This is a genomic window from Anaerosporobacter sp., assembly GCF_031551385.1.
GTDB lineage: Bacteria > Bacillota > Clostridia > Lachnospirales > Lachnospiraceae > Anaerosporobacter.
Genome location: NZ_JAVBNS010000163.1, coordinates 1 through 23,636, shown reverse-complemented (window position 1 = coordinate 23,636; position 23,636 = coordinate 1). Strand labels below are relative to the sequence as shown.

Annotated in this window: 32 protein-coding genes and 1 pseudogene; all 33 read right to left on the bottom strand. The window is 33.1% G+C overall.

Going from position 1 to position 23,636, the window contains the following annotated elements; translation table 11 throughout:
- Positions 1 to 89 (bottom strand): annotated as a pseudogene (locus RMR19_RS22065) (transketolase); the annotation flags it as partial.
- 92 nt (positions 90 to 181) lie between these two features.
- On the bottom strand, positions 182 to 835 hold the full coding sequence (gene fsa / locus RMR19_RS13415; RefSeq protein ID WP_310604003.1) for a fructose-6-phosphate aldolase: 654 nt from the start codon (positions 833 to 835) through the stop codon (positions 182 to 184).
- 212 nt (positions 836 to 1,047) lie between these two features.
- Entirely contained in the window at positions 1,048 to 3,342 is a 2,295-nt protein-coding gene (locus RMR19_RS13410) for an EAL domain-containing protein (protein WP_310604002.1), read from the bottom strand.
- Positions 3,343 to 3,386: 44 nt separating this feature from the next.
- Entirely contained in the window at positions 3,387 to 3,839 is a 453-nt protein-coding gene (locus tag RMR19_RS13405; protein WP_310604001.1) for a low molecular weight protein-tyrosine-phosphatase, read from the bottom strand.
- Between the two features lie 63 nt (positions 3,840 to 3,902).
- Positions 3,903 to 4,448, bottom strand: coding sequence for a GNAT family N-acetyltransferase (locus RMR19_RS13400; protein WP_310604000.1), 546 nt, complete (start codon positions 4,446 to 4,448; stop codon positions 3,903 to 3,905).
- The gene (locus RMR19_RS13395; protein WP_310603999.1) at positions 4,445 to 4,954 is read right to left on the bottom strand and encodes a GNAT family N-acetyltransferase; all 510 of its coding nucleotides are present in this window, start codon (positions 4,952 to 4,954) and stop codon (positions 4,445 to 4,447) included. The genes RMR19_RS13400 and RMR19_RS13395 overlap by 4 nt, the downstream gene beginning before the upstream one ends.
- Before the next feature lie 21 nt (positions 4,955 to 4,975).
- A complete protein-coding gene (locus tag RMR19_RS13390) occupies positions 4,976 to 5,569 on the bottom strand; it encodes a lactate utilization protein (RefSeq protein ID WP_310603998.1) in 594 nt (197 codons plus the stop codon).
- Between the two features lie 9 nt (positions 5,570 to 5,578).
- Positions 5,579 to 5,950 (bottom strand): hypothetical protein, encoded by a 372-nt coding sequence (locus RMR19_RS13385; protein ID WP_310603997.1) that lies wholly within the window; start codon positions 5,948 to 5,950, stop codon positions 5,579 to 5,581.
- 16 nt (positions 5,951 to 5,966) lie between these two features.
- Positions 5,967 to 6,404 carry a class I SAM-dependent methyltransferase gene (locus RMR19_RS13380; protein WP_310603996.1) on the bottom strand — a complete coding sequence of 146 codons (438 nt, stop codon included), beginning with the start codon at positions 6,402 to 6,404 and terminating at the stop codon, positions 5,967 to 5,969.
- Positions 6,405 to 6,486: 82 nt separating this feature from the next.
- On the bottom strand, positions 6,487 to 6,894 hold the full coding sequence (locus RMR19_RS13375) for a VOC family protein (RefSeq protein ID WP_310603995.1): 408 nt from the start codon (positions 6,892 to 6,894) through the stop codon (positions 6,487 to 6,489).
- A 33-nt stretch (positions 6,895 to 6,927) separates the two neighbouring features.
- Positions 6,928 to 7,575, bottom strand: coding sequence for an HAD family hydrolase (locus RMR19_RS13370; RefSeq protein WP_310603994.1), 648 nt, complete (start codon positions 7,573 to 7,575; stop codon positions 6,928 to 6,930).
- Between the two features lie 66 nt (positions 7,576 to 7,641).
- On the bottom strand, positions 7,642 to 8,448 hold the full coding sequence (locus RMR19_RS13365) for a GNAT family N-acetyltransferase (RefSeq protein WP_310603993.1): 807 nt from the start codon (positions 8,446 to 8,448) through the stop codon (positions 7,642 to 7,644).
- A gap of 79 nt (positions 8,449 to 8,527) precedes the next feature.
- On the bottom strand, positions 8,528 to 9,814 hold the full coding sequence (gene hisD / locus RMR19_RS13360) for a histidinol dehydrogenase (RefSeq protein WP_310603992.1): 1,287 nt from the start codon (positions 9,812 to 9,814) through the stop codon (positions 8,528 to 8,530).
- A 169-nt stretch (positions 9,815 to 9,983) separates the two neighbouring features.
- Positions 9,984 to 10,427, bottom strand: a complete 444-nt coding sequence (locus tag RMR19_RS13355) for a GNAT family N-acetyltransferase (RefSeq protein WP_310603991.1) — start codon at positions 10,425 to 10,427, stop codon at positions 9,984 to 9,986.
- Positions 10,428 to 10,445: 18 nt separating this feature from the next.
- Positions 10,446 to 10,571, bottom strand: a complete 126-nt coding sequence (locus RMR19_RS13350) for a hypothetical protein (protein WP_310603990.1) — start codon at positions 10,569 to 10,571, stop codon at positions 10,446 to 10,448.
- Between the two features lie 29 nt (positions 10,572 to 10,600).
- The gene (locus RMR19_RS13345) at positions 10,601 to 11,386 is read right to left on the bottom strand and encodes a class I SAM-dependent methyltransferase (protein WP_310603989.1); all 786 of its coding nucleotides are present in this window, start codon (positions 11,384 to 11,386) and stop codon (positions 10,601 to 10,603) included.
- A gap of 60 nt (positions 11,387 to 11,446) precedes the next feature.
- Complete coding sequence (locus RMR19_RS13340) at positions 11,447 to 11,596, bottom strand: hypothetical protein (RefSeq protein WP_310603988.1); 150 nt, start codon at positions 11,594 to 11,596, stop codon at positions 11,447 to 11,449.
- 27 nt (positions 11,597 to 11,623) lie between these two features.
- The gene (locus RMR19_RS13335; RefSeq protein ID WP_310603987.1) at positions 11,624 to 11,932 is read right to left on the bottom strand and encodes a hypothetical protein; all 309 of its coding nucleotides are present in this window, start codon (positions 11,930 to 11,932) and stop codon (positions 11,624 to 11,626) included.
- A 65-nt stretch (positions 11,933 to 11,997) separates the two neighbouring features.
- Positions 11,998 to 12,588, bottom strand: a complete 591-nt coding sequence (locus RMR19_RS13330) for a nitroreductase family protein (RefSeq protein WP_442871544.1) — start codon at positions 12,586 to 12,588, stop codon at positions 11,998 to 12,000.
- 308 nt (positions 12,589 to 12,896) lie between these two features.
- Positions 12,897 to 13,802 (bottom strand): hypothetical protein, encoded by a 906-nt coding sequence (locus RMR19_RS13325; protein WP_310603985.1) that lies wholly within the window; start codon positions 13,800 to 13,802, stop codon positions 12,897 to 12,899.
- Between the two features lie 8 nt (positions 13,803 to 13,810).
- Positions 13,811 to 14,209: an SRPBCC family protein gene (locus tag RMR19_RS13320; protein WP_310603984.1), complete on the bottom strand. Its 399-nt coding sequence runs from the start codon at positions 14,207 to 14,209 to the stop codon at positions 13,811 to 13,813.
- A 29-nt stretch (positions 14,210 to 14,238) separates the two neighbouring features.
- A complete protein-coding gene (locus RMR19_RS13315; RefSeq protein WP_310603983.1) occupies positions 14,239 to 15,414 on the bottom strand; it encodes an iron-containing alcohol dehydrogenase in 1,176 nt (391 codons plus the stop codon).
- Positions 15,415 to 15,470: 56 nt separating this feature from the next.
- Entirely contained in the window at positions 15,471 to 15,944 is a 474-nt protein-coding gene (locus tag RMR19_RS13310) for a GNAT family N-acetyltransferase (RefSeq protein WP_310603982.1), read from the bottom strand.
- A gap of 106 nt (positions 15,945 to 16,050) precedes the next feature.
- Entirely contained in the window at positions 16,051 to 16,494 is a 444-nt protein-coding gene (locus RMR19_RS13305) for a GNAT family N-acetyltransferase (RefSeq protein WP_310603981.1), read from the bottom strand.
- Positions 16,495 to 16,676: 182 nt separating this feature from the next.
- The gene (locus RMR19_RS13300; RefSeq protein ID WP_310603980.1) at positions 16,677 to 17,087 is read right to left on the bottom strand and encodes a DUF4274 domain-containing protein; all 411 of its coding nucleotides are present in this window, start codon (positions 17,085 to 17,087) and stop codon (positions 16,677 to 16,679) included.
- A gap of 49 nt (positions 17,088 to 17,136) precedes the next feature.
- Entirely contained in the window at positions 17,137 to 17,823 is a 687-nt protein-coding gene (locus RMR19_RS13295; RefSeq protein WP_310603979.1) for a hypothetical protein, read from the bottom strand.
- The gene (locus tag RMR19_RS13290) at positions 17,820 to 18,956 is read right to left on the bottom strand and encodes a Fic family protein (RefSeq protein ID WP_310603978.1); all 1,137 of its coding nucleotides are present in this window, start codon (positions 18,954 to 18,956) and stop codon (positions 17,820 to 17,822) included. The genes RMR19_RS13295 and RMR19_RS13290 overlap by 4 nt, the downstream gene beginning before the upstream one ends.
- An 81-nt stretch (positions 18,957 to 19,037) precedes the next feature.
- On the bottom strand, positions 19,038 to 19,481 hold the full coding sequence (locus RMR19_RS13285; protein WP_310603977.1) for a GNAT family N-acetyltransferase: 444 nt from the start codon (positions 19,479 to 19,481) through the stop codon (positions 19,038 to 19,040).
- A gap of 104 nt (positions 19,482 to 19,585) precedes the next feature.
- Positions 19,586 to 20,509, bottom strand: coding sequence for a hypothetical protein (locus RMR19_RS13280; RefSeq protein ID WP_310603976.1), 924 nt, complete (start codon positions 20,507 to 20,509; stop codon positions 19,586 to 19,588).
- A gap of 174 nt (positions 20,510 to 20,683) precedes the next feature.
- Positions 20,684 to 21,013, bottom strand: coding sequence for a hypothetical protein (locus RMR19_RS13275; protein WP_310603975.1), 330 nt, complete (start codon positions 21,011 to 21,013; stop codon positions 20,684 to 20,686).
- An 18-nt stretch (positions 21,014 to 21,031) separates the two neighbouring features.
- Positions 21,032 to 21,706: an HAD family hydrolase gene (locus RMR19_RS13270; protein ID WP_310603974.1), complete on the bottom strand. Its 675-nt coding sequence runs from the start codon at positions 21,704 to 21,706 to the stop codon at positions 21,032 to 21,034.
- A gap of 10 nt (positions 21,707 to 21,716) precedes the next feature.
- On the bottom strand, positions 21,717 to 22,454 hold the full coding sequence (locus RMR19_RS13265; protein ID WP_310603973.1) for a CPBP family intramembrane glutamic endopeptidase: 738 nt from the start codon (positions 22,452 to 22,454) through the stop codon (positions 21,717 to 21,719).
- Positions 22,447 to 23,091, bottom strand: coding sequence for an alpha/beta fold hydrolase (locus tag RMR19_RS13260; RefSeq protein WP_310603972.1), 645 nt, complete (start codon positions 23,089 to 23,091; stop codon positions 22,447 to 22,449). Before RMR19_RS13260 ends, RMR19_RS13265 begins: the two co-directional genes overlap by 8 nt.
- Positions 23,092 to 23,636: the final 545 nt, after the last annotated feature.

Below are 23,636 nucleotides of genomic sequence, written 5' to 3'. Positions count from 1 at the left end.
CCTGGATGTCCAGCTTTTGCACTATGCACTGCTGTTACAATTCCTTTACGAACCTCATTGGCCTTTTTTTGTAGTTCCAATTTATCCATAATCCGTCTCCTTTAAATTGATTTATTAATAAAAAATTTTTCCACAGAATGCAAAGCATTCTTGCAAAGTTCGGCTTTAGCCGAATCTTTTTTTATTCGCCAAAAACTTTTCTATAATCTTCTTGGAATTTTACGATTCCTTGATCTGTTAAAGGATGCTTTGTCATCTGTTCTATAACAGAATATGGAACTGTAGCAATATCTGCTCCTGCTAAAGCACAATCCGTTACATGAATAGGATTTCTAACTGAAGCAGCTATAATTTCTGTTTCTATACCAGCAACTGCAAACATATCTGCAATTTGTCTGATTAAATCAGTACCATTCTGTGAAATATCATCAAGTCTGCCTAAGAATGGTGATACATATGTTGCGCCAGCTCTAGCTGCAAGCAATGCTTGATTTGCAGTAAATACTAATGTTACGTTTGTTTTAATCCCTTCTGATTTTAAAACCTTAGTAGCCTTTAGACCTTCTACTGTCATAGGAATCTTTACTATCATATTTGGATGAATTTTTGCAATTTCTCTACCTTCTGCAATCATAGTTTCTGCATCCACTGTAGTAGCTTTTACTTCTCCACTTATAGGACCATCTACTATAGATGTAATCTCTTTAATAACTTCTACAAAATCTCTACCTTCCTTAGCAATAAGTGATGGATTTGTAGTAACTCCGCAAATAACACCCATATCATTCGCTTTTTTGATGTCTTCTACATTAGCTGTATCAACGAAAAATTTCATCTTTAATTTCCTCCTTAAAAACATTTTTTATAGTTTTGCATATGCAGATATTATATCACTTTTTATCCTGCATGTCTATTTTCATTTTGGCTTTTTAGCTAATTTTAATTAAATTTTACATTAAAAATACATTTGATTGAAAAAACAAAGAAATCGCCAGCATATATCGACGATTTCTTTGTTTTATAATAAAAATTCACGTGAATTTTTTACTACTTTTTATTTTTTTCTAACTTCTCAAAACTCTTCTTATACTCATCTCGAATGTCATCCACTGAGAGAACGCAATCATGAATCGTAACTTGACTTATTCTACCTGTAAAAGAATCCATAAAAGTATCTCCACCAACCACTACTCTCGTAGGTGATTCAATTGTATGTACATCATCTCTGAATGCAAAAAGCTCGCCGTTTACATATACCCTGCTTTCAGATTTCCTACTGTTATATGTAGCAGTTACATAATACCATTCATTCAACTCTATACTATGCCCGATAGCATCATGCCATTCATCCTCATAGAGCAGATCCTTTACTCTAAGCATTACTATTCCATCCCACGCAAAAGGCATAACACTCATGAATCCATTGCTATACTCTGTATAGAATACACTGGTCCAATAACTAAATTCTTCTACGCTCATCATAATAGATACTGTATAGTTTTGTGTACGCATTACTTCGTTTGGTAACTCTACTACATTTTGAAGAACTGCTCCACCTGTAAATCTTATTACTTGCTTTTCTAATTCTTCGCAGTATTCAAATATGCACTTTTCTCCAACATATCTACCTTTATTTTTTCCTGTACGTTCTTCTAATGTACCATCAAAATCATAAACAAAAGTATTATTTTCTTCGTATATATTTTGAAGAGCATATTCCACAAATGCTTCCGGCTTTAATGCCTCTGAAAAATACTTTCCTACACCAATATTACAGCCATAACCTGATAAATATTCTACAGACTTTTTGTCTTCAATTCCTCTTGCTACAATTTTTATATTCAGCTCTCTCGCAAGTGATATTATACTCTTTATCATAGTTGCGCTAGAACGGCTGTTTAGCATACTCTTTGTAAGTTCTGTGTCTATTACCCATTGATCTGCAAGGTTATCATTTATATCAAGCAAAGACACACCGATATTTCCAATGCTCTTTTTATATGATATAGAATATCCTGCTTTTTTTAATTTCTTTACAGCCAATGTTGCTTTTTCTGATGTATCAAGATCGTTTATTCCTATAATAAATCTTTCAGGCTTTAAATCATACATCTCAACGGTTTTTTGAAGCTGCTCCACTATATTTCCCACAAGAAAATGTTTTCTTGATATGTTCATAAATACAGGTAGCTTATCAAGTGGTGTATTTTTCCACGTTTTCATATTCTGACATAATTGTTCAAATATGTACATCTCAAGTTCAACCACAAACCCATCTTCTTCAAGAATCTCCATAAATACAGAATGATGTCTCAAGCCATCTTTTGGATGATCCCACCATATTTTAGCCTCTGTACAGTCTATTCCAGATGTAACCATATTCATTCGAGGTTGGAAAAATACTTTAAACTGACCCGCTGCCAGTGCTGCATTTTTCTCTCTTAGCACCGATAACTTATATGTAAACTGCTCCTCAATACTGTTGTATATAATATATTTTCCCTTGCCACTCTTCTTCGCCTGGTACATCGCAATATCACATTTTAACAAAATATCATCTAAATCTTGACTAGCTGGCTGATCAAATATAATACCTATACTAAAGGATATAATAGAATTTATATCCATACTCATTTCTATTTCATCTACTGACTTTAATATATTCTCTGCAATCAAAACCACTTGTTCTCGTGAAACGCTGCCTTCAATCATAACAGCATACTCATCTCCACCCATCCTGGCAAGGAATGCGTTTCCTATCTTTTCTTTTACCATATGGCTCACTTTTATAAGAAGCTTATCGCCAATCTTATGACCATATGTATCATTTACTTTCTTAAAGTTATCTATATCTAAAAACATACAATGAACTGAATTACCCTTTTTATTCAATTCAAAATGCTCATACAATCCTCTTCTGTTCGGAAGACCTGTAAGATAGTCTGTTTCTGCTACTTTTCTAGCATCTATCTCCTTAATCATCCTTTTTTCCATCTTCGTTTCTAACGTAATATATTTTAAAATATTTTTAAGACAGCAATATAATTCATCAATTCTGTATGGTCTACTTACTACAAATAGATTATTATCCTCTTCTATCTCTATTTTTAACTCGTCATCCCCCGTACATAGTATTACGTACATTTTCTTTGCCAATAGACGCAAAACATCAAGCTCGTAATCATCTTTTGCAATAATTACGCACTTATTTCTATCCATAATATTTATTGAGTTTTGCTCTGAAACAAAAGCTATTTGATCAAAAAAATCCCCATATTTACTGACATTGTTCATCAAGTCAAACAATTTGGTGTCATCGCTTATTATATAAACCTTCTCCATAGAATCGCACCTTTCTCTAGCCTAAGCAACGCCGTTTTTAATTGTTACATTCCTAGATGTTCAAGAAAGCCTTCGCACCCTGCATAAATATCGCGATACGTAGTTTCGAAATCTCCTGTATACCATGGATCATCGACATCTGCGCTCGCGTCTGCAAAGTATAGCATCTTATACACCTTACCCTCATTATCACCACCAAATATTTTATATATATTATGGATGTTTGCACTATCCATTCCAATAAAATAATCGTAGTTACTATAATCATTTTTTTGCAACCTAACTGCGTATTTACCTTCTACAGAAATCCCCTTTTTTTTCAAGACATTCCTAGTTCCGCTGTGAACAGGATTTCCCAATTCTTCTGTGCTTGTTGCCGAAGAAACAATATGAAATTCGTCTTTCAAACCTCTCTTTTCCACCATGTCCTTCAATACAAACTCCGCCATAGGAGAGCGGCATATATTTCCGTGACATATAAACATTACTTTAATCATAAATGTTTTGCTCCTTTTTGTCAATATGTTCTTAGTATTTTTGTAATTAAATCCCATTGCACTTTAGTGAATTTCACTTATTAATATACTATACACAAGTGAATCAGAATATGTCCCATCGTGACGCAAATAGTATTCGCGCAATCTTCCCTCATATGTCATATTACATTTCATCATCACTTTACCAGATGCAGGATTTTCAACATCATGCTTTGCAACTATACGATGATACCCTACTTCAAAAAGATACTTTATAACCGCAGACACCGCTTCAGTAGTAATGCCCTTATTCCAAAACTCAAAACCTATACAGTATCCAATCTCACATGATTTATTTTTCTCGCTTTTTTCTGTAACAGATATGCTCCCTATCACTTCATTTTGGTATTCAATAACCCAGCTATATATATTATCTTCATATGCATTTATTTGTGAAAAAATAAACGTCTTTAAATCTTCAATATTTTCGTATTTTTCCCATGTGAGAAACTTTGCGACTCTTTCGTCAGTTGCATAATTTTTAAATATATCTTCTGCATCATTTATACTATATTTTCTTAAATGCAATCTTTCTGTTTGAATATTTTGTGTTCCTTTGTGTGTAATCATGATGTTACCTTCTGTATGATTAAGTCCATACATTCCCATTCTTCATTATTTATATTGTATTTTGTAAGTTCCCCAGACTCTGCAAATCCGACAGATTTATAACAGTACATAGCATTACTGTTATCCACAAATACACCAAGCGAAATTTCATCTACATGTAAAAATTCAAAAGCATATTTCTGAGCAAGTAATAACATTTCCTTTCCATATCCCTTACCTCTTACTCTGCCATCTACAATAATAAACCCAAAACGGAGCTTCTTGTGTTCTTCGTCTAAAAATCTCATAATCATATGCCCCACCGGAACATTTTCCTCATTGCATGCAGTAAAAACCATGAAATTTGCATTATCTTTTTGTTTTTCATAGTTATCATTTAATTCATCAGCTGAAATAGGATATTTTCCTATAACGTCAGCCGACCACAGATAAAAGGTTTTCTCATCATCAATCCATGTGACTATTGTTTTAGCATCACAATTTTTATATGGTCTAAATATTAACATATTGTTCTCCTTCCCAAAATACTAATAACCTAATTCTTCATCAATAAATATAATTTCACAATTCATTCCCATCGGCGGACGTTCAATTATTGTTGTTATACGACAAATTCGATCAGGACTATTACAATCATAACACTTATCACCTTTTATGGCACATGGTGTTTTTACACCTACTCGCCTAGCATTCAATGGAGATGCCACATTTTTACTTCTGTATATTGCTTGTTCTATATTCTTTGTAATTTTATTTTTTCCTACCACATAATAGCAAGTTTCTGGACCGAAGGAAGTCATAGCAACTCTGTTACCCGTTCCGTCAATATTTACAATCTCTCCTAACTGGGTTACCGCATTTGCACTAGTTATATAAATGCTTGCATTACTAGCAAGGTTTCGAACTTCCATTGAAGCTACTTTATTATGCCATATAACAACATTGTTTTGCTGCAATGCTTCGTATAATTCCATTTCTTTTAGGGTTACACTTCCACCAAAGCCTATAGTTCGGCCTTGCAATTTACTAGAAAGGTAATCTCTTGCCTCTTCTTTACTAGCAAATAACTGTGTTATAAATCCATGCTTTTCAAAGTTTTTTCGTATTTCCATATAATCCATATATTTTTATTACCTCCAAACATCCTTATCATTTAGCCCTGATGCTAATAAGTCTAATTTACAAAATCTTTCATCATTATAAGCTAATGCAAGTGATTCTAAATCAATTTCAAAGTCTTTCACTTTTCCTTTCTTAATTTTGAAATTAACCTTTATATTTTTACCTGTTGAATTTCTAAGCAAGCTTATAATATCCTCATAATCTTTATTCACATACATCTTTGCATCTGTCATATCATACATTGCGTAACAGTATTTTTCTTCTCCAAAAACATTTCCATATGCTTCAATCTCTATAACTCCGGCTTCAAATTCTTCCTTATTTGCTTTAGACTTAAATGGCAACACTAATTCTACATTCTCAATCTTAGAAAAAAACATAATTAATTTCTCCTTTTTATTGTGTTTTATCTGATTCACAATATATACCTGTTACTCTATTACAGCATAATTGTCCATCGATACTTTTTTCATCAAATGTCTTATTTAGTTCTTCTAAGTCAAACCAATGTAATGCATGTGCCACAGTAATAGCATCAATACAATTATCTGGAAGTGTTGTATTTTCAGCAGAACCATCAATGATTTTTACATTGGTATATGTATCAACTGCAACCGAAAGTTGTGTACGCATATCTTTATTAGGTTCAACTGCATAAATAGTATATCCACGTTCTGCAAGTTCTTTTGTAAGCTTTCCCGTTCCAGCTCCAATGTCCGCAAACACTGCATTTGTAGGTGCAAGTTCAATGATTTTGTCAATGCATTCGCTGGTATATCCAGGTCTCCCTTTAGAATATGCTTCTGCTCTATTAGTAAAATTGTCTATATTCAATGCGTCTCTCCTTTTTAAATTCTGCCTTAATAGTTTATATTATCTTTTATATTTATAATCAAGCTAGATTTGCGTCTTACAACTAATTATAGCGTTGCTGATATATATCATTAGGTATAGGAATAATACAAAACGGGTGTGCAGAAGGATCAAACATTACTTTCCAGTTATCGGAATATTGATCTTCTGATATTTTAGCTCCACATGTAATCGCATGCTCAATTTTACTTTCAAACTCATCCATTCTAACATAAAAATCCAAATGTACCATCTGTTGCTGTTCATCCTTATTGGCTGGCCATTTTGGTTCCCTATAATCAGGGTTCTCTTGAAACACTATAGGAGTTTCGCTATAATCCTCCTTTGCTACAATAATCCATTTTTCTTCTTCCGAAATTTGACTTCTCTTTGTCCATCCAAGTAGCCTTACATAAAAATCAGATAGTTCTTCAATATTATCACTATCTATAACTATTGCACCTAATCTCATTGCTATTTTCATCCTTTCAACTTTGTTTTGCCATTAAACAAACTCTAAAACATGTAAAACATCATCCAAAACCGGTACACCAAGCGACTTTAATTTAGCCTTACTTTGATGCCCATTTGCAACGATAATGCATTCAGCATTAAGTGCTTTTGCAACTTCATAATCGTGTTCTGTGTCCCCTATTAAAATCACATCGCGAACTTTTTCCCGAGAAATATAGTCTAAACCCACATCAATTTTACTTTTTGCATAAACATCAGATAGCCCAAGAATTTCTTCAAAATATTGACAAATTTTAAAGTCATTCATCTGTGACAACAGATTGCTTTTCTCAGATGCTGAAAGAATAACCTGCTTAATTCCTAATTCTTTCACGCTTTTTAATACTTGCTCAACATTTTCATGTAATTTACAATTGCCGGTTTTATCTGAATGATAAATTGAAATATATTCTTTTGCCAACTCTTCAAATGACTGCGTTGAAAAATCAAAACCCACATTCTTATAATAATTGATAATAGGAAAGCAAAAGGCTTTATGGTAATCTAAAATACCGTCTAATGTTTTAATTTTACGTTTTGAAAGCATTTGATTGACAACTTGAATGCACCAATCAACATCATCAAAAAGCGTTCCATTCCAATCCCAAATAATATGTGAATAATTCTTTTGCTTTTCCATATCTTCACCGTCCTTAATATAAATAATCTATTCAGAAAGCATTTTCATAGCACCTTCGTAAATTATCTACATACTAAAATAATAGTAATAATTCTTTCCTATGCATTTAAATCCCGCCTTTTCTGCAAGCCTTTGTGATGCAATATTCGAAGTAATACAATTCCAATATGCTACTTTTCTTTGTTCAAAACAATAATTTAAAAAATACTTTGTCAATTCCGAAGCTATTCCTAATTGTCGATATTCCTCTATTATTTCAATATCTATTGGTAAAACATCATTGTAATTAGATGACCCCATAATAATTCCTATTATTTTGTTTTCATTTGTCGCTATAAATGCCACACCCATTTTCAAATATGATTCAGCTGTTCCCCATGATTCAAAAATCTTATCCATTAAAAATTCTTTATTCTTGAAATCCTCTTCTATACATTCCTTATCGACCTGACGAAAAGAATAGTTTTTAATGGGAATATTTATAGTAGGCTTCTTATTTTCATATACAAAGTAAATTTCCTGATCTTGTACAATTTTATTTTTTTCGAATGTTTTAAGCAACCTTTGCTCAAGTTCTAAATCATCTGCTGAAAATTCAAAATCTGTTTCTCCTGATTCTTTTAGCTGCTGAAACAATTCATTTTGAATAAATTCAACCAACAAATTGTACTCTATATCATTCTTAACTCTACCTAATACTCCAAATGATCCAACTGGTGCTGAATAAACAATGGCAAAATGTGGATTTTCTATTTCATCAACCCATATCTTACCTGCTGAATTTCCGCATAAAATTCCTGAAAAACTGGGACATGTTTCGAATGTTACTAGCCTCTCTGCAATTTGCATATTTCCCTTCTCTATTTTAATCATAAATAATACCTCTTTTAAGTTAAACAGTTGCACAATATATGTCTCACATTATAACACAATCCTCTGCGTTTTTAAATGCTTATTTTCTCACTTTAACTGCCAGTGCATGTGCCATCATCCCCTCTGACTCTGCAAGCTTAATGATTGAATCAGCATTTTTCTTTAACGCAGATTCCGGATAGTTAATAATACTATATCCTCTCATAAACTCTTGTACAGACATTCCTGATGAAAATTTTGCTGTTCCACACGTCGGAAGAATGTGATTTGTTCCACAAAAATAATCGCCTACCGATTCAGTACTGTATTCACCAACAAATACCGCACCCACATTTGTTAATTTAGGAAGTACATCTTGGTAATCGTCTAATAATAATTCTGCATGCTCCGGAGCAATTTGGTTTACAGCATCTACAGCTTCCCAAATTGAATCAACAACAAAAATATCCCCATAATTTTCAAATGCTTTCTTAGTCGCACCAACAAGATTATTTTCATTGCACAAGCGGATAATTTCATTATTTATTTTATTTGCTTGCTCCTGCGATAGGCAAAAAGTAGTGCTTGCTTCAAATCCTGTTCCGTGTTCAGCCTGAGACATCATATCAGCTGCAATGTATGTAGGATTTGCATTTTCATCAGCAATAATTGCAATTTCTGAAGGGCCTGCAATAAAATCAATTTTAACTTCACCAAATAGCTGTTTTTTCGCCATTTGAGTAAACTCATTACCTGGACCAGTTATTGCATCAACTTTTTTGACCGTTTCTGTCCCATAAGCGACAGCTGCTAAGCCCTGAGAGCCTGATATTTTATAATAATTTTTAACATTTAAGTAGTCGGCTACATATAGTAAGTGTTCATCAATTGTTCCATCAATCCTTGGTTTTGTTAGTATATATATGTTTGGTACACCCCCAACTATTGCGGGAATTAAGTTCATAAACAAACTAGAAACCAGAGGTGCCATGTTTCCGGGAACTGTAACAGCAACACTGTTGATTGGTGTATATTTTCGTTCTAGTATTGTACCATCTTCATATGTTTCAGAAAAACCTACAGGTAATTGTTTCTTGTGAAATCTAAAAATATTGTCACATGCCTTTTTTACCGCCTCTTTAAACTCCTCTGATACTTTTTCTTTTGCATCTGCAAATTCTTTTTCTGATACAAATAAACCGATTTCATTAATGTCAACATTATCAAATTTTTTCATATAAGCATATAACGCTTCATCCCCTTGTGTCTTGACATTTTCCAATACTTCTTTAACGACAGTTTCTACCTCTTTGGAAATACTACTTTTTCGTTTGAGAAGACTTACATATCTTGGATTTTCGTAACTAAATTTACTAATTGTAACCATTGTTTTTCTCTCCTTTATACTTTAAAATAAAAAAACGCCTGTTAAGGAAATTTTCCCTAACAAGCGTGGATCAAGCATTTTGCCCAATATCAATTACAATATATCAATATAAGTATAAATTGTCAAGCTTAAAATTAGTTCCCTCCTCTAAGCTATAATTTAGTCTAAATCATAATGTTTTACTTAGATAAATCATATCTACCAGCTGTACACCATCTTCAAACATTGGGTGGTTGTAGTTATCAACAAAGAAGTTCTTAATCCTATGAGAAATTCTAAAACCATTTTTCTGGTAAAACTGTAGTATCCATGGGCTATCACCTGTTCCTACTAACATTGTTTTATACTTGCCTTTGTAATACACAGATATGTGGTTTAAAAGCTTGCTTCCATACCCTTTCCCATGCCATTTTTCATAAGTGGCTATATTTTTCAGTTCACAAACCTCATCACTTTCCATTGTAACAACACAGATACTTTTTAGGTCACCATCGTATAATGCAAACAGCTCGCCTCGTTCTAAATATTTGGCAATCATGTCCTCTTGTTCATCTGCCAAAAGTAGTAAATCAATAAAATCTTTCTTGTTATTTTTTATAAGCTTTATTTCCACACTATTATCTCCTACAATTTATGTATTTTTGCAGTTCTCTAAATATGCAATCTTTTTACCTAAGCTTTTAGCATACTCAATTTCTGACATTGTGCTTTTTCCAATATATCCATCCTTGCTAATCACAAAAATCGTATCTGCCATATCAATTTTCCTCTTATGCATATCATCATTTATCCTTTATCTAATCTGTTCAACTTACATTTTTTTCCAATATAAAACACATAACCATAAATTTCTTTATACTTTTCGTACAAGTCAACCTCATACTTCATCTCTTTGATATAAGCCTTGACCATTTCGTTGTTCGGATACTTTTTCGGCAATTCATTTTCAGCAGCTGATCTTGGAACATAATAATTCTGTGTCCAACATTCTTCCGGCAATGTAAATGCGGATACAAAGCTATAACCCGACTGTTGCATTGCCTTGATATTATCCTCTACTGAATACAAACCACTTCCTGCATCATTCCAGAACTTTGCTAAATCGTCAGGGCGTTCTGTTTTCAACCATGAAGGACTTGTTACCACAACGTAACCACCCTTTTTTAAGAATCCATTCCAATAGGTAAGTGCTTTTTCAAAGCCTATACTGTCAATCATTCCTTCTGACCAAATCAGATCAAGCTCTTCCTTTTCAAAAGGAAGTTCAAAGGCATCACCAACAATTCCTTTCACCTTATTATTTAAATCTTGTTTTATCGCTTTATCATTAAAGGTATTTATAAAATCAATAATCATATCAATACCTGTGACATGGCAATCTAACTTTTTTGCAAGCACCATTGTTTGTCCACCTGTGCCACAGCCAATATCAGCTACTTTTGAATTTTCATCTAAGTTCTCAACAAAACTCAATGCTTTCAAGGTCATTTCTGAACTTCCGGGACCTTGTCTATCTAAATCAAGATGAGATTCTATCAATAAATCAAATGCTGTTATTTCTTTATTTTCCATTTTTACTCTCCTAACTACAATGAACCTATTGATCTTGTATTTATCCAATCAAATTCGAGTTTACCAACGCTTCATATTTGCTTCATGCTTATTTATATATGTTGCTTCCAATTCATCCGGTGAAATTCTTAATCCTTGAGAAATTCCAAAACCATTCTTCTGGTAAAACTGTAATATCCATGGACTATCGCCTGTTCCCACTAACATCATTGTATACTTTCTCCTACATATTATATTTCAACTCTGTTTCTCCAAATACTCAATTTTTTTACCTATGCTTTTGGCATACTCAATCTCTGACATTGTACTTTTTCCGATATATCCGCCCTTATTAATTACAAAAATAGTATCTGACATTTCAATTTTTCTCTTGTGCATATCATCAAGCATTAGTTTCTGCTCATCCGTTATTACATCAGTATGTTCAAAGAATCCTACTGAAATTACAATCTTACCTTTCAATGTTAATGCTTTTTGAATTTGGATAAAATCTTCTTTAAACTGTGTGCTACCACATAATGTAACTACTTCGTATTTTTCTGTCATCTTATACCTTCTCTCTATAACTAATTTATCTCTAATTTCAACAAATATGTATATATCTTTTTATCTCAATTTCTCCATTCAACAATATCTTCAATCGCTCTACGAGGTCTTTCTTTTGGGTACTCATCGGGATAACCCAATGCAACTGCTGCAATCAGTTCCCCATCTGCTTTCAGCCATTCACATAATTCCGCATAAGCAAAATAAATATCACATATCCAAAGACTTCCAATTCCTTTTTGTGTTGCCGTGAGAAGCATATTTTGTATGGAAGCACTTATAGATTGAATATTACATATCTCATATATACGTTCTTCAGGTGTCATTTCATCCAAAATACTTTTCCCTAACGAATTTACTACCAAAATAACAACAGGTGCCTGTTCTAATATCTTAACTGTATATTTAGCACCGGCAATATGTTTTCTGCTTTGTGGTAACAATGCTTTCCCTGTCTCTTCCCTTATAATTCCGTTACTAAAAGCATTCAACATCTCCTCTTTTTCTTTCCCCTGTAGAATAATATATTTCCATGGCTGTCTATTTTTTGATGAAGGAGCCTTTATACCACTTTGGATAATCTCCAGAATGTCTTCCTTAGATATTGGTTCATCCTTATATTTCCGTACACTACGTCGCTCGTAAACTTCAGAAATCATTCTTATAATACCTCCTAATATTGGTAATTAAATTTAATTATTCTTAATAAGCATAACTATCTCTTAGCTCATTATAACATAAAAAAAGATAAATTTGATATTTAATAGCGGCACTAGCTATAAACTAATGCCGCAACATTCGAATAGACACTTGAGTTAATTTTGAAAATTCACCAATTTTACAAAATAGCCTATTCGATTTCCTTCTAATCATTTATCCGTATTTTCTCCATCCTACTCTATACCATAATCTAGTGGACCCTGATAACTCCTCATAAATTTAAGTTTGTAAACCGACCTAATACTTATAACATACGATACTTTTCTGATAGGAGCGCATAAAGTGTTATCCACTTATTGGATTCGCCAATTTTTCCTACCTTAAAATATGGATGAGACTTATCAAGAACATATTTACCGTTGCTATCTTTTTTGCTCTCTAACAATGCCCATGCCTTGTTGCAATTTGGATGATTTGCTGCACCAAGAACCGAAAGCCCGTACATTGTCATTTGCAATCCCAGCTTCACATGATCAAATGGATAGTATGTCCCTGCCATTTCTTCAATAATTAACTTTTCAGGATTATTAGGTTGGAATACTACATGGTTGTTTATGTAAAAGTTTATCAATTGCTGGAACTCTGGAAAAACAACACCTATTTTTTTTAGCTCTGCTGCAAGCAAAAGATATGTCGTAGTTTGTCTGTAACAACCCATATCCGGCAACTTAGAGTCATTTGTTCTCTTTCCTTTATCCAAACATCTAAATGTACCATCTTCTCGCATGGTCGAAAAAGACGAAAATACTTGTTTTTTTACCCATGCATGTTCATAATATCCGAGCAACACTAAATTTCTCAGCAGGAGTATTTTAGAGCACTTCATATCTTTAAGATTCATGCTCTTGATAATACGTTCAATATAGTCATCAGTTGAAATATCATTGCGAGTTAGTCCAAATTCGGCAAGTGCAATTAAAGCAGTGACATCATCCCACTCTTTACCAAGTTTAAATTTATCCATAACTAAACTGATTGTACCTGAGCTTAACAAACTGTTATAAGCCTTTTTTACTTCAGATTCATCTTTTGACATATCCAAGAGTTCGGTCATTGTGCGGTATTTCACTTCTGGGTTTCCATCTTCAAGAAGCCAATTGAGCACATCATTCTTTTCTCTTATTGGTGTATATAGTTCTTCTTTTGCCATAAAACCTATTACCCTTCTAAAGCTTTTCTCAAATCGTTAATATATGTATTTTGTTGTTTCTTAAGATACATACCTACAAAAGGTTTCATTATGAATTTCTTTGCTGTTACATTTTCTGTAAAATCGACTATTGTTATGCCATCTTGATATGAAAACACTCCTATCCAATGCCCTTTCATATTATCATTTTCCATATCAAATTCCCAGCGTTTAGGGCTTTCTGACACTGTCACTGTAAAATTTGTTGCATAACCTTCTTTAGTATATTCTACAAATTTATTACCATTTTCCAATACTTCTATTTTACTTAAATCACTTCTCCATGAATAGTTTTCTAACGAAGTGACTGTATTCCAAACCTCCTCTATTTCACACGCCAAACTTGCTTTTATTGTTGAAATTGCCATATTTCCTCCTCTTAAAAAACCTCTACAGTCTACTCATTTGCCGCTATCTCATAGATAGCCCTTATATCTTCTTTTGCTAATTGTACGAATCCACCTGTCTTACCATCACCAATTCCAAATGTATCAACCAAGTAATCTATATCATCTGCCTTTGCCCCTAATTCTCTAAAACTAGTTGGCATTCCTATTGATGATAGAAATTGCTTAAATCTATTTATTCCTTCTAACGCTGTAACCTCTGGTTGAGCAAAATTCATTTCGCAACCAAATATACGAGTTGCCATTTGGCAAAAACGCATTATATCATGTTTCATTACATATTTCATCCATGCCGGCATAATTACTGCCAATCCTGCTCCGTGGGCACAATCGTATAATGCAGATAATTCATGCTCTATACCATGGCTATTCCAATCTTGTGTTCTTCCTACACCTACAATATTATTATGAGCTACCATTCCTGCCCACATTATGTTTGCTCTTGCATCATAATTATCAGGATTGCTTATTACTCTAGGAGTTTCTTTAATCATTGTCAGTATAATTGATTCACATAATCTATCTGTAACCTCTACTTCTGTTGTATTTGTAAAGTAACGTTCAAATACATGAGCAATTATATCTGTTGCTCCACAGGCTGTTTGATACGTAGATACAGTTTGGGTCAAAGCTGGATTAAGGATAGAGAATTTAGGTCTAAGACAGTCGCCACCTGCACCTCTTTTCAACATACCATCCTCATGTGTAATAACTGTATCCCCTGATCCTTCGCTTCCTGCTGCCGCAATTGTTAATACAGTTCCTACTGGTAACGCATTCATTAAAGCTGCTTTTCCGGAATAGAAGTCCCAAAAGTCACCATCATATAAAACACCTGCCGCAATTGCTTTAGAGGAATCAATAACAGAACCTCCTCCTACTGCAAGTATAAAGTCTACATTTTCTTCTTTACACAATTTAATACCTTCATATACAAGTCCACTTCTTGGATTAGGTGCTGCTCCACCTAATTCAACATATCCTATACCTTCTTTTGATAAAGAAGACTTTACTCTATCTAATAATCCCGTCTTAATTACACTACCTCCACCATAATGTAATAGTACTTTCGTACCATTATACTTCTTAACATATACTCCTGTTTCATTCTCTCTGTCTTTTCCAAAGACAAAATAAGTTGGACTACAAAAATCAAAGTTATTCATTTTAAATCTCCTCTTTCCTTATTTTTTCGTTACATTAGGATTATCTACTTTTTATACTAATTTAATTTTAATTCCATATACAAATCTGCTTTTGTATTATCATTATAGGCAGGTATTTCAGTAAACCCATACTTGCGATATAAATGCACTGCTGTGCTGAATTCTATTTTAGAATCAAGACGTATTTTATCAAACCCATTTTCATGTGCATAAGAAATTGCGTCTTCAAGCAATAATTTTCCATAACCCCTGTTTTGATATTCTTTTAACACAAACAATCGCTTCAATTCTGCAATTTTTTCGTTTTTTGCTTCCATATTGATATTCTTAACAGCGACCGTGCCTATTAATAAATCACCATCATAAAGACACCACATACAACCGCTTGACATATATTCCTCTTGAATGTTTACAGTATCAAAATGTCTGCCCCCTGGCTCATAGCCCAAACCTAAATTTTTGAAACATTTATAATAGAAATCTTTAATGTCCTGTTGCATTTCATTATTATATACTCTTAATTCAACCAAATTTTGCACCCTCTTTCTTTTTTAATACAATTACAGTTGAGCGAACAATCATATTTTTATTTTTTATACTTTTGCTCAATTGTATTTCTTCAAAACTATTGATTTGTCAGTTCAACTTCATATATAAAATAGGATAAGGATTCCCCTGCTCATCACTTTTTGTTCTTTTATAAACTTCAAATCCCATATGTTCATAAAAACCTTTTGCTTGAGGATTTTGTTCATTTACACTCAACTTATTTATTGAATAATTCTCAATGCCGTGCTGCAAAAGGCGCTTTCCCAATCCGTTACCTCTGCACGCCTGAGCAATAAAAAGCATCTCCAATCGTCCATCTTCACTGCCCATAAATGCAACGGGAAATCCACCCTCGTTTTCTGCAACAATCAGATACGGTATCTGACTTAACGCTTGTGGAACATATTCCTTGATACTTTTAATTTCGCTGTCCGATAGAAACAGATGTGTTGCTCTTACGGATTCCTCCCATATTGCTAATAGCTGCTGCATCAGTAACGGAGTTCTTTTGTTAACTTCAAGTATTCTCATGTTTCTCCTCCACTAATTCTGTTTTAATGTTCTGTTTTATCTCTGCGATAAATTTGAAGTTGTAGGAGTGAAGATTATACTTATAACTTAATCAACAGAAATATTTTTAACCAAACAATAGGTGTCATTTAATTTAAGACCCCAAATTTCTTTGTCCCTTGTAATTTCATTATAAATATCATCTAATGTCGACGCAGGAGATAATACCCACAAAAACAGTACTTTTGTACTTTTGATAATGGAACTTTGTAACCGATTTCTCCTTTAGTAAATTTCCCTTGAAGAATATTTTGATAAAGGTCTTTAATAAATATCTCCCAGTTTTTCCGAAGCGGATTATGAGATTCTTCTCTGTCTATCAGGTAAGAATAGCCATCTGCCATATAAAATATTAGCATAGCTGTACTCAATTCAATTTTTCCATTTTCAACTATCATTTGAGGAATATTGAGACCATCATCCCAGTTATAATTCAGCATATATACATGAAGCATTTGAGAATCGTTAATTTTTGATAAACACTCTATTATTTCTTTTTCTTCCTCATAGTCACATTTCAATTTTTCTACTATTGCTAATTTTTCTTTATCCATATCCACCTCTATTAAATTCTGATTTAATATTATCTATTCATTCTTATCTTTACAAGTTAAACGAAAAAGATATTGGTTCCAAATTTTGAGCAAAGGCATTCTTCCGTGGCTTTACAGTAATTTTTTTACTGCTCAACTGAATCTCTCCAATTGATGAAAGATCAAAAGTTTCAGGTAGATTTTCTCTTAAAAGCTCTTTACCCTGTAAATCACAAACGCTGATAATAGGCAGATAACCTGCTGTATCTAATAACTGCAAATAGATTACCGCTGTTGTTTTGGCAGCTTTTTTCTCCTTGAAACGCATAAGCGTTTTAGAGCCATTAGTTACAACAGCATTAATAGCTGTATCAATTACTTTCTTATCATTCTCATCTAGTACAAAATACTGGATGAGAGTTTGCTTTATCAGTTCTAACATTTTGGGAACAGTATTCTCTGATCCAAGATGTACAAATACATCCTGACTTACTCCTATATCATAGTACCGATACCATGGACTATACCTATCTACTGTCCTTTTTGCCGGCTCAATAGTTCCGTCAGGCAGGCAATTTGTAAAATTCAGATATAAATGATCGAATTCTCCTAAAGAAAAAGAGTACTCCCTCAGCTTCATTGCTATCCTACGAACAGTCAAATTGAGTGAACGATCAGAAAAACCGCTTGGAAGTGAGTTACCGTTTATGTTATCAATATCACTTTTATACAGCCTTATATCGCTAATTATTTTCATATTCGTTTCCTTTCTTCTTTTCTTATTATCAGATATTCTCTAAACCTATATTTTCCTTTCCCTTCTCCATTTACAGATTCAATGACTTCTAGCCGTGTTAATTCTTTTAGTAATTCTGATGCCCTACTAGAGCCTAAATTTGTCACTGACTGCATATCTAACCTACCAAACACTTTGTCATTACTAAAAGTATTATACATTTGTTGTATATGTTTTATTGTTTTTGCAGTAAAATTTGCAAGCTGTTCAGTGTATATTTCCATCACATCAATGTCCGGTTTTAAAATGCCAATGTCCGGTTTTGTGTTATTCTTATATATTCCACTAATATGCATGTTTCTATTATGCAATTCATTTTTTTCTTCGCAAAGAAGATTCCTCAGGAACAGTTCGAGATATACCGTTGTCTCGTGAATTCCTTTTACTAAATTATTATAGTTAGCACGTACTAGAGAATTTCTAAAATACCAAGCATTTTGTGCAAAAATGTCATTGGTTGCTTCAAAACCTAAGCTTCTTAGGTATTTTATCAAAAATACAGCAGTAGTTCGTGTATTACCTTCACCGAAAATATGGATTTGCCAAAGCCTTGATATAAAAACAGCAAGGTGATGAATAATCTCATCCATTGATAATCCATTATAACTGAAATTTTTCTCTTGTAAAAAATCATATTCTAATGTTGCTTTAAGTTCAGATGCACTTCCATAAAGAACTGTTTCTCCATCTAGCACCCATTCTTTTTTTGTAATGTTATAGTCGCGAATCTGACCAGCATAATTATAAATACCTATGAATAGTTTTTTGTGAATGGAAATATATTCATTAGGTGTAAAGCTGAAAGCTTTTTCAGACAATAGCTTAACTATACGAACAGAAACCTTGTCCGCTTCTTCAGTTCTATTATCATTAACAATCTTTGGATTTTCTTCGTAATATGCGTTCAAGATTTTTTGTACTTCATCAATTGATAGTTCACCTTCAATGTTTCGAATAGCTACATTAATTAAGTATTGGGAAGGCTTCAAACCGTCTACTGCTTGAAGACCTATAGCTGTATGCCATGCATAACCTTTATCTCTTTTGTTTGGTTCTGTTTCTATTAAATATTCCTTAAAAGGATCTTGATTCATTTTTCTACCTCTATTTCTTTAATCATTTCATAGCGGATACTCACCATTCACCTAAGCTTCATATTCACTAATTATTATTTGTCAGTCCAACTTCATATATAAAATAGGATAAGGATTCCCCTGCTCATCACTTTCTGTTCTTTTATAAACTTCAAATCCCATATGTTCATAAAAACCTTTTGCTTGAGGATTTTGTTCATTTACACTCAACTTATTTATTGAATAATTCTCGATGCCGTGCTGCAAGAGGCGCTTTCCCAATCCGTCACCTCTGCACGCCGGAGCAATAAAAAGCATCTCCAATCGTCCATCTTCAATGCCCATAAATGCAACGGGAAATCCACCCTCGTTTTCTGCAACAATCAGATATGGTATCTGGCTTAACGCTTGTGGAACATATTCCTTGATACTTTTAATTTCGCTGTCCGATAGAAATAGATGTGTTGCTCTTACGGATTCCTCCCATATTGCTAATAACTGCTGCGTCAGTAACGGAGTTCTTTTGTTAACTTCAAGTATTCTCATGTTTCTCCTCCACTAATTCTGTTTTAATGTTCTGTTTTATCTCTGCGATAAATTTGAATTTGACGACTGCACATTATGCTTATTAGGCACGTTTATCTGCAAAATCACAATAGCATAAGTCTATCAATGGCTGTACAACTAATAAGGCACCGCTCTTTTACATTTCCAGTCATACTTTGAATCCAATCAACAAAACCGCCATCGCCAATTTCAAAGGTACTATCATCTTTCTCTAGATACAGTTTAAAGTTAATGCCTTTGTAATAGCCGTTGTTCTCATCTTCAAAATCCAAGGAAAGCGAGACATCAGGCAATGCACCCTTAATGATCTCGCACATTCTGTTGAAGAATCCATCATTATCTGTATAGCCATTTCGTTTTCTTAACACTATGGAGAGTTTTGCATGGGCTTCATTTAACAATAGTTGCTTATAGTATTCAATGTGCCTGATGAGCATTTCTTTTTCGCATGAATAGGAGCCCTTGTCTTTACCTGAAGATACAATGCAGAAGAGTCCAAAATGACTAAAATATCCTGGTCTATTTGGAAACCTCTGTGCCCGTAAAACTCTTGAAGTTGTACAGTAGTATAATGGATTCTTATTATCCACATTATGCCTTTTGAGGCTATCTGCAATAATAACTGCTAACATATTTGTCGGATCAGAAACGATTTCAGTTCCACGCAAAGCACTAACGACATTATTTTGCGCAACATAGCCAAATGCGGAGCAACTTGCAATGGGTGCTGCCGGGGAAAGAAGGATTCCTTTTATACCAAGCTCCTCCGCTAAAGCCAATAACCGATGTTCCATCCTATGATATTCCAAAGGACTCATATCGCTTGGAACAGCAAAGCGATTCATAGCATATGCTTTCAGCAGTTCCTGTGGAGCAATATTTTCTGTTTGCATTTCAAACAATTTAAGTAACAGAGAATTAAGGTCAGATCTTGGCAGAGCAAGCAGTCTATCGATTAATTCGTGATCTCCCAACTCACCTAAAATTCTTTCCATGATTTTATCCATAACTGCTTTGTCTCCTTTCACAAAATATTAAGCACACGTTGCTGCTGTCCAAACTATAAAGTATCTACATCACACAATCCATCACATTCTGATTTATTCTGTTCATTGATAGCTGTAACCATTAGGTATTCTAATATCTGGTTTTGTTCTTTTTTGCCTATATATCTTTTCTTATCACATTTTTTTATACTTTTTCTCAATTACAAGCGAATAAATAACCATAGCAACAATGCTTTCTATCATAAGTCCCAAAATTGAAAGCAGTACCCATGCTGAATTTTGTCCCACAAGCAAAGGAAGTCCTAAAATGATTAACACAATGCCAAATATACAAAATAGCTTAGCTATAGCGTGGTTATATTTTTTAATATCCGTGACTTCAAATACTTTTGCATTTGCCCAAAATCCTACGGTTTTTTTTGAAAAATATGAATATATACCTAAACATATAAACATACCTCCTATAACGCTCCATATAATAAAACCAATTGTTTTACCATCCATATTAATATCTCCTATAAATTAGTACTTGTCCAATTGTATTTCTTCAAAACTATTAACATGACAATCTGCATACATCATAATCTTTTCTCTCTGCTCGACCGATTTTGTTTCCAAATATTCAGTGAAAACGGTTTTCATACCCGCCATTTTTGCTCCGTACAATTCATTTGAACCACCATCACCCACAAAAACACTTTCTTCTGGCAATACATCTAGTTTTTTCATTGAAAGATTATAAATACCCACTTCAGGCTTTAACATTCCTACAACACACGAAAATACTGCTATATCAAAAAACTTAGCCAAAGGTGATTCATTCCAGTACTTTGAATCAATTAAATCTGCATTACTGATAAGACCTATCTTAATATCGCTTGTTTGTAGCTTTTCAAGAAACTCAAGAATCTTTCTATCAACTGTTAATAATGCTCTTTTCATACGTTCTTCACGTCTTGATAAAATCGCTTGCTTTTGTTCTTCTGTTAACTCATATGGCATAATATTAGCGATTTTATCAATTATCTCTTTTTCATCTTTTACATTTCCTCTGGCTCTTTCATTATATAAACCAGTATCCTCTGCATATCTTTCCCATTCATCTGCTGATATGCCAATTACATCATATTCATTTTCGTTAACATATTGAGGATAAATTAATGTAAAAAATAAATCAAAAAAAATTGCTTTTATCATCTGAATCTCCTTAAGATTTAATATGCTTATTTATTGAAACTACGGTTATCGAAACACTAATCATAATGATAGATGTAATAATTACACCCAACGTAGTCTGATTGGGCATAATAGTACTCATCCCTGCATTAATCATGCAATGAAAAAGCACACATAAAAATATATTTCCTCTCGATATTTTATAGATTGCACCTAATGCAAAAGTAATTCCAAATATATTAATTAAGTTCCATAAAAATGACGTACCTACCCCAAGAGGTATATGCCATAATATATGAATCGGAGCAACAATTAGACATGAAAGCAAATATCCAAATTTCTTTTCCAACTCAGGTTGCAAAATATATCTCCAACCAGCTTCTTCCATACCTGCGCCTGCCAATAACGATGCAAGCAACCAGATAAAAAACATGTATATGGGACTTACACTATTCAAACCGGAAGTCACTAACATTGAAACCATATAGACAATAAGCAAAGCTACTACAAACAAGTAATTGAATGCAGATGTTTTGATATTAAAAATATTTCTCAACCATTCTTTTATACTTGATACTTCGTTATTTTTCCTTAGAACTATGAGTGAAGCAATAGCCGGCGACCACGCACTAATTAAAAAAGGAACATATAGCAAAGTGTAATCGTTTAGCATGAATCCAAGCTGCTCGCATATCACCACACCGCCCCCAAAAACGAATCTGATAACGAAGGTTAATGCTGTAAATTGGATTACTATTTTTTTATTCATTTTTCCAACCTCCATTACTTTCACCATAATAATCATCTAATATTTTCGCTAATGCCTCTGGATTTTCTTCATTTACAACATGTCCAGCATTTTCAATAATTGATAATTCCGCATTTTTAATATTTTCAGATAAGTAATACGCAGATTTGATGTTCGCATTATCTTTTTTTCCACAAATTATTAACGTTGGGCATTTAATATTATGCACTTTATTGCTAAAATCCAATTTTTTCATAGAGTTTCCTAAAGTAAATATATCTTTTTTACTAAACTCCATGTTATCAAAAACCGACTTTGGCAAAAATTTAAAAATAATATTTTGAATACTAAATATTAACTTTGGTATTTTATGTGGCGTACCAATTAAAACTAATGTATTCACTTTGTCTGGAAAATCCAAAGCATAGTTTAATGCCAAAATACCTCCTAATGAAATTCCACATAAATTAATTCGTCCATCTATCTTGTCACAAAATTCTGTAAACGATGAATATAAATTAGTATAGTTTGCTTCTTTTCCTTCAAGGATTGAAGATAAATTTGGACACACAATATCTTTATTGCTTTCCATATATGAGATTGTTTCATTCCAGCTCGTAACTTTATGTCCTGAACCATGAATTAGTATTTTTTTCATTACACACCTCCTACACAAATTTTTCAAAGTTATCCAGGGAACTTTCAAACAACTATTTATTCTTCTCTCATACCAATATCTCCTTAAAACTAGCATTTGTCCAATTATACCTTATCAAAACACTTGAATTTATCACTTTCTCAAATTTTCCTCTTTATTAAAAAAAGAGCAACATTATGTTCTTTTGTGCAATCAACCAATCCATATGTACATTGCTTATGTGACGAGCATCCCTTACATCTTATTTCCTCATTTGATACAATGTTATCCCTCCATCCTACTCTATACCATAATTTGGCAACCTCTGATAACTCCTCATCAGTTTTTAGCTAAATTTCTTGGGCAATATATGCAGTTATCTCCACATAAAGTTATTTTATCCATTGATTTTCCCTCCTAACAACTTCCTATCTAATGTTCTGTTTGATTTTTATACCATTTTTCTTAACTTTCGTTATTGAGCACTATTATTACATCAACAACGTCAAACCAACATCCCGCCAAATTGCATGCAGAAATAGTGAAAAATAACAGCTCAATTTTAT

What these genes read in the sequence shown, in the direction of transcription:
- RMR19_RS13320 (WP_310603984.1), bottom strand. Translation starts at nt 14,209, where the DNA reads ATGGCAATTTCAACAATAAAAGCAAGTTTGGCGTGTGAAATAGAGGAG.
- RMR19_RS13350 (WP_310603990.1), bottom strand. Translation starts at nt 10,571, where the DNA reads ATGGCAGATACGATTTTTGTGATTAGCAAGGATGGATATATTGGAAAA.
- RMR19_RS13265 (WP_310603973.1), bottom strand. Translation starts at nt 22,454, where the DNA reads ATGAATAAAAAAATAGTAATCCAATTTACAGCATTAACCTTCGTTATC.
- RMR19_RS13345 (WP_310603989.1), bottom strand. Translation starts at nt 11,386, where the DNA reads ATGGAAAATAAAGAAATAACAGCATTTGATTTATTGATAGAATCTCAT.
- RMR19_RS13315 (WP_310603983.1), bottom strand. Translation starts at nt 15,414, where the DNA reads ATGAATAACTTTGATTTTTGTAGTCCAACTTATTTTGTCTTTGGAAAA.
- RMR19_RS13280 (WP_310603976.1), bottom strand. Translation starts at nt 20,509, where the DNA reads ATGGATAAAATCATGGAAAGAATTTTAGGTGAGTTGGGAGATCACGAA.
- RMR19_RS13275 (WP_310603975.1), bottom strand. Translation starts at nt 21,013, where the DNA reads ATGGATGGTAAAACAATTGGTTTTATTATATGGAGCGTTATAGGAGGT.
- RMR19_RS13325 (WP_310603985.1), bottom strand. Translation starts at nt 13,802, where the DNA reads ATGGCAAAAGAAGAACTATATACACCAATAAGAGAAAAGAATGATGTG.
- RMR19_RS13395 (WP_310603999.1), bottom strand. Translation starts at nt 4,954, where the DNA reads ATGTTAATATTTAGACCATATAAAAATTGTGATGCTAAAACAATAGTC.
- RMR19_RS13400 (WP_310604000.1), bottom strand. Translation starts at nt 4,448, where the DNA reads ATGATTACACACAAAGGAACACAAAATATTCAAACAGAAAGATTGCAT.
- RMR19_RS13370 (WP_310603994.1), bottom strand. Translation starts at nt 7,575, where the DNA reads ATGGAAAAGCAAAAGAATTATTCACATATTATTTGGGATTGGAATGGA.
- RMR19_RS13390 (WP_310603998.1), bottom strand. Translation starts at nt 5,569, where the DNA reads ATGGATTATATGGAAATACGAAAAAACTTTGAAAAGCATGGATTTATA.
- RMR19_RS13260 (WP_310603972.1), bottom strand. Translation starts at nt 23,091, where the DNA reads ATGAAAAAAATACTAATTCATGGTTCAGGACATAAAGTTACGAGCTGG.
- RMR19_RS13365 (WP_310603993.1), bottom strand. Translation starts at nt 8,448, where the DNA reads ATGATTAAAATAGAGAAGGGAAATATGCAAATTGCAGAGAGGCTAGTA.
- hisD (WP_310603992.1), bottom strand. Translation starts at nt 9,814, where the DNA reads ATGGTTACAATTAGTAAATTTAGTTACGAAAATCCAAGATATGTAAGT.
- fsa (WP_310604003.1), bottom strand. Translation starts at nt 835, where the DNA reads ATGAAATTTTTCGTTGATACAGCTAATGTAGAAGACATCAAAAAAGCG.
- RMR19_RS13270 (WP_310603974.1), bottom strand. Translation starts at nt 21,706, where the DNA reads ATGATAAAAGCAATTTTTTTTGATTTATTTTTTACATTAATTTATCCT.
- RMR19_RS13290 (WP_310603978.1), bottom strand. Translation starts at nt 18,956, where the DNA reads ATGAATCAAGATCCTTTTAAGGAATATTTAATAGAAACAGAACCAAAC.
- RMR19_RS13285 (WP_310603977.1), bottom strand. Translation starts at nt 19,481, where the DNA reads ATGAGAATACTTGAAGTTAACAAAAGAACTCCGTTACTGACGCAGCAG.
- RMR19_RS13305 (WP_310603981.1), bottom strand. Translation starts at nt 16,494, where the DNA reads ATGAGAATACTTGAAGTTAACAAAAGAACTCCGTTACTGATGCAGCAG.
- RMR19_RS13295 (WP_310603979.1), bottom strand. Translation starts at nt 17,823, where the DNA reads ATGAAAATAATTAGCGATATAAGGCTGTATAAAAGTGATATTGATAAC.
- RMR19_RS13410 (WP_310604002.1), bottom strand. Translation starts at nt 3,342, where the DNA reads ATGGAGAAGGTTTATATAATAAGCGATGACACCAAATTGTTTGACTTG.
- RMR19_RS13405 (WP_310604001.1), bottom strand. Translation starts at nt 3,839, where the DNA reads ATGATTAAAGTAATGTTTATATGTCACGGAAATATATGCCGCTCTCCT.
- RMR19_RS13335 (WP_310603987.1), bottom strand. Translation starts at nt 11,932, where the DNA reads ATGACAGAAAAATACGAAGTAGTTACATTATGTGGTAGCACACAGTTT.
- RMR19_RS13300 (WP_310603980.1), bottom strand. Translation starts at nt 17,087, where the DNA reads ATGGATAAAGAAAAATTAGCAATAGTAGAAAAATTGAAATGTGACTAT.
- RMR19_RS13375 (WP_310603995.1), bottom strand. Translation starts at nt 6,894, where the DNA reads ATGAGATTAGGTGCAATAGTTATAGATAGTGATAATATTGAAGAACTA.
- RMR19_RS13385 (WP_310603997.1), bottom strand. Translation starts at nt 5,950, where the DNA reads ATGTTTTTTTCTAAGATTGAGAATGTAGAATTAGTGTTGCCATTTAAG.
- RMR19_RS13340 (WP_310603988.1), bottom strand. Translation starts at nt 11,596, where the DNA reads ATGATGTTAGTGGGAACAGGCGATAGTCCATGGATATTACAGTTTTAC.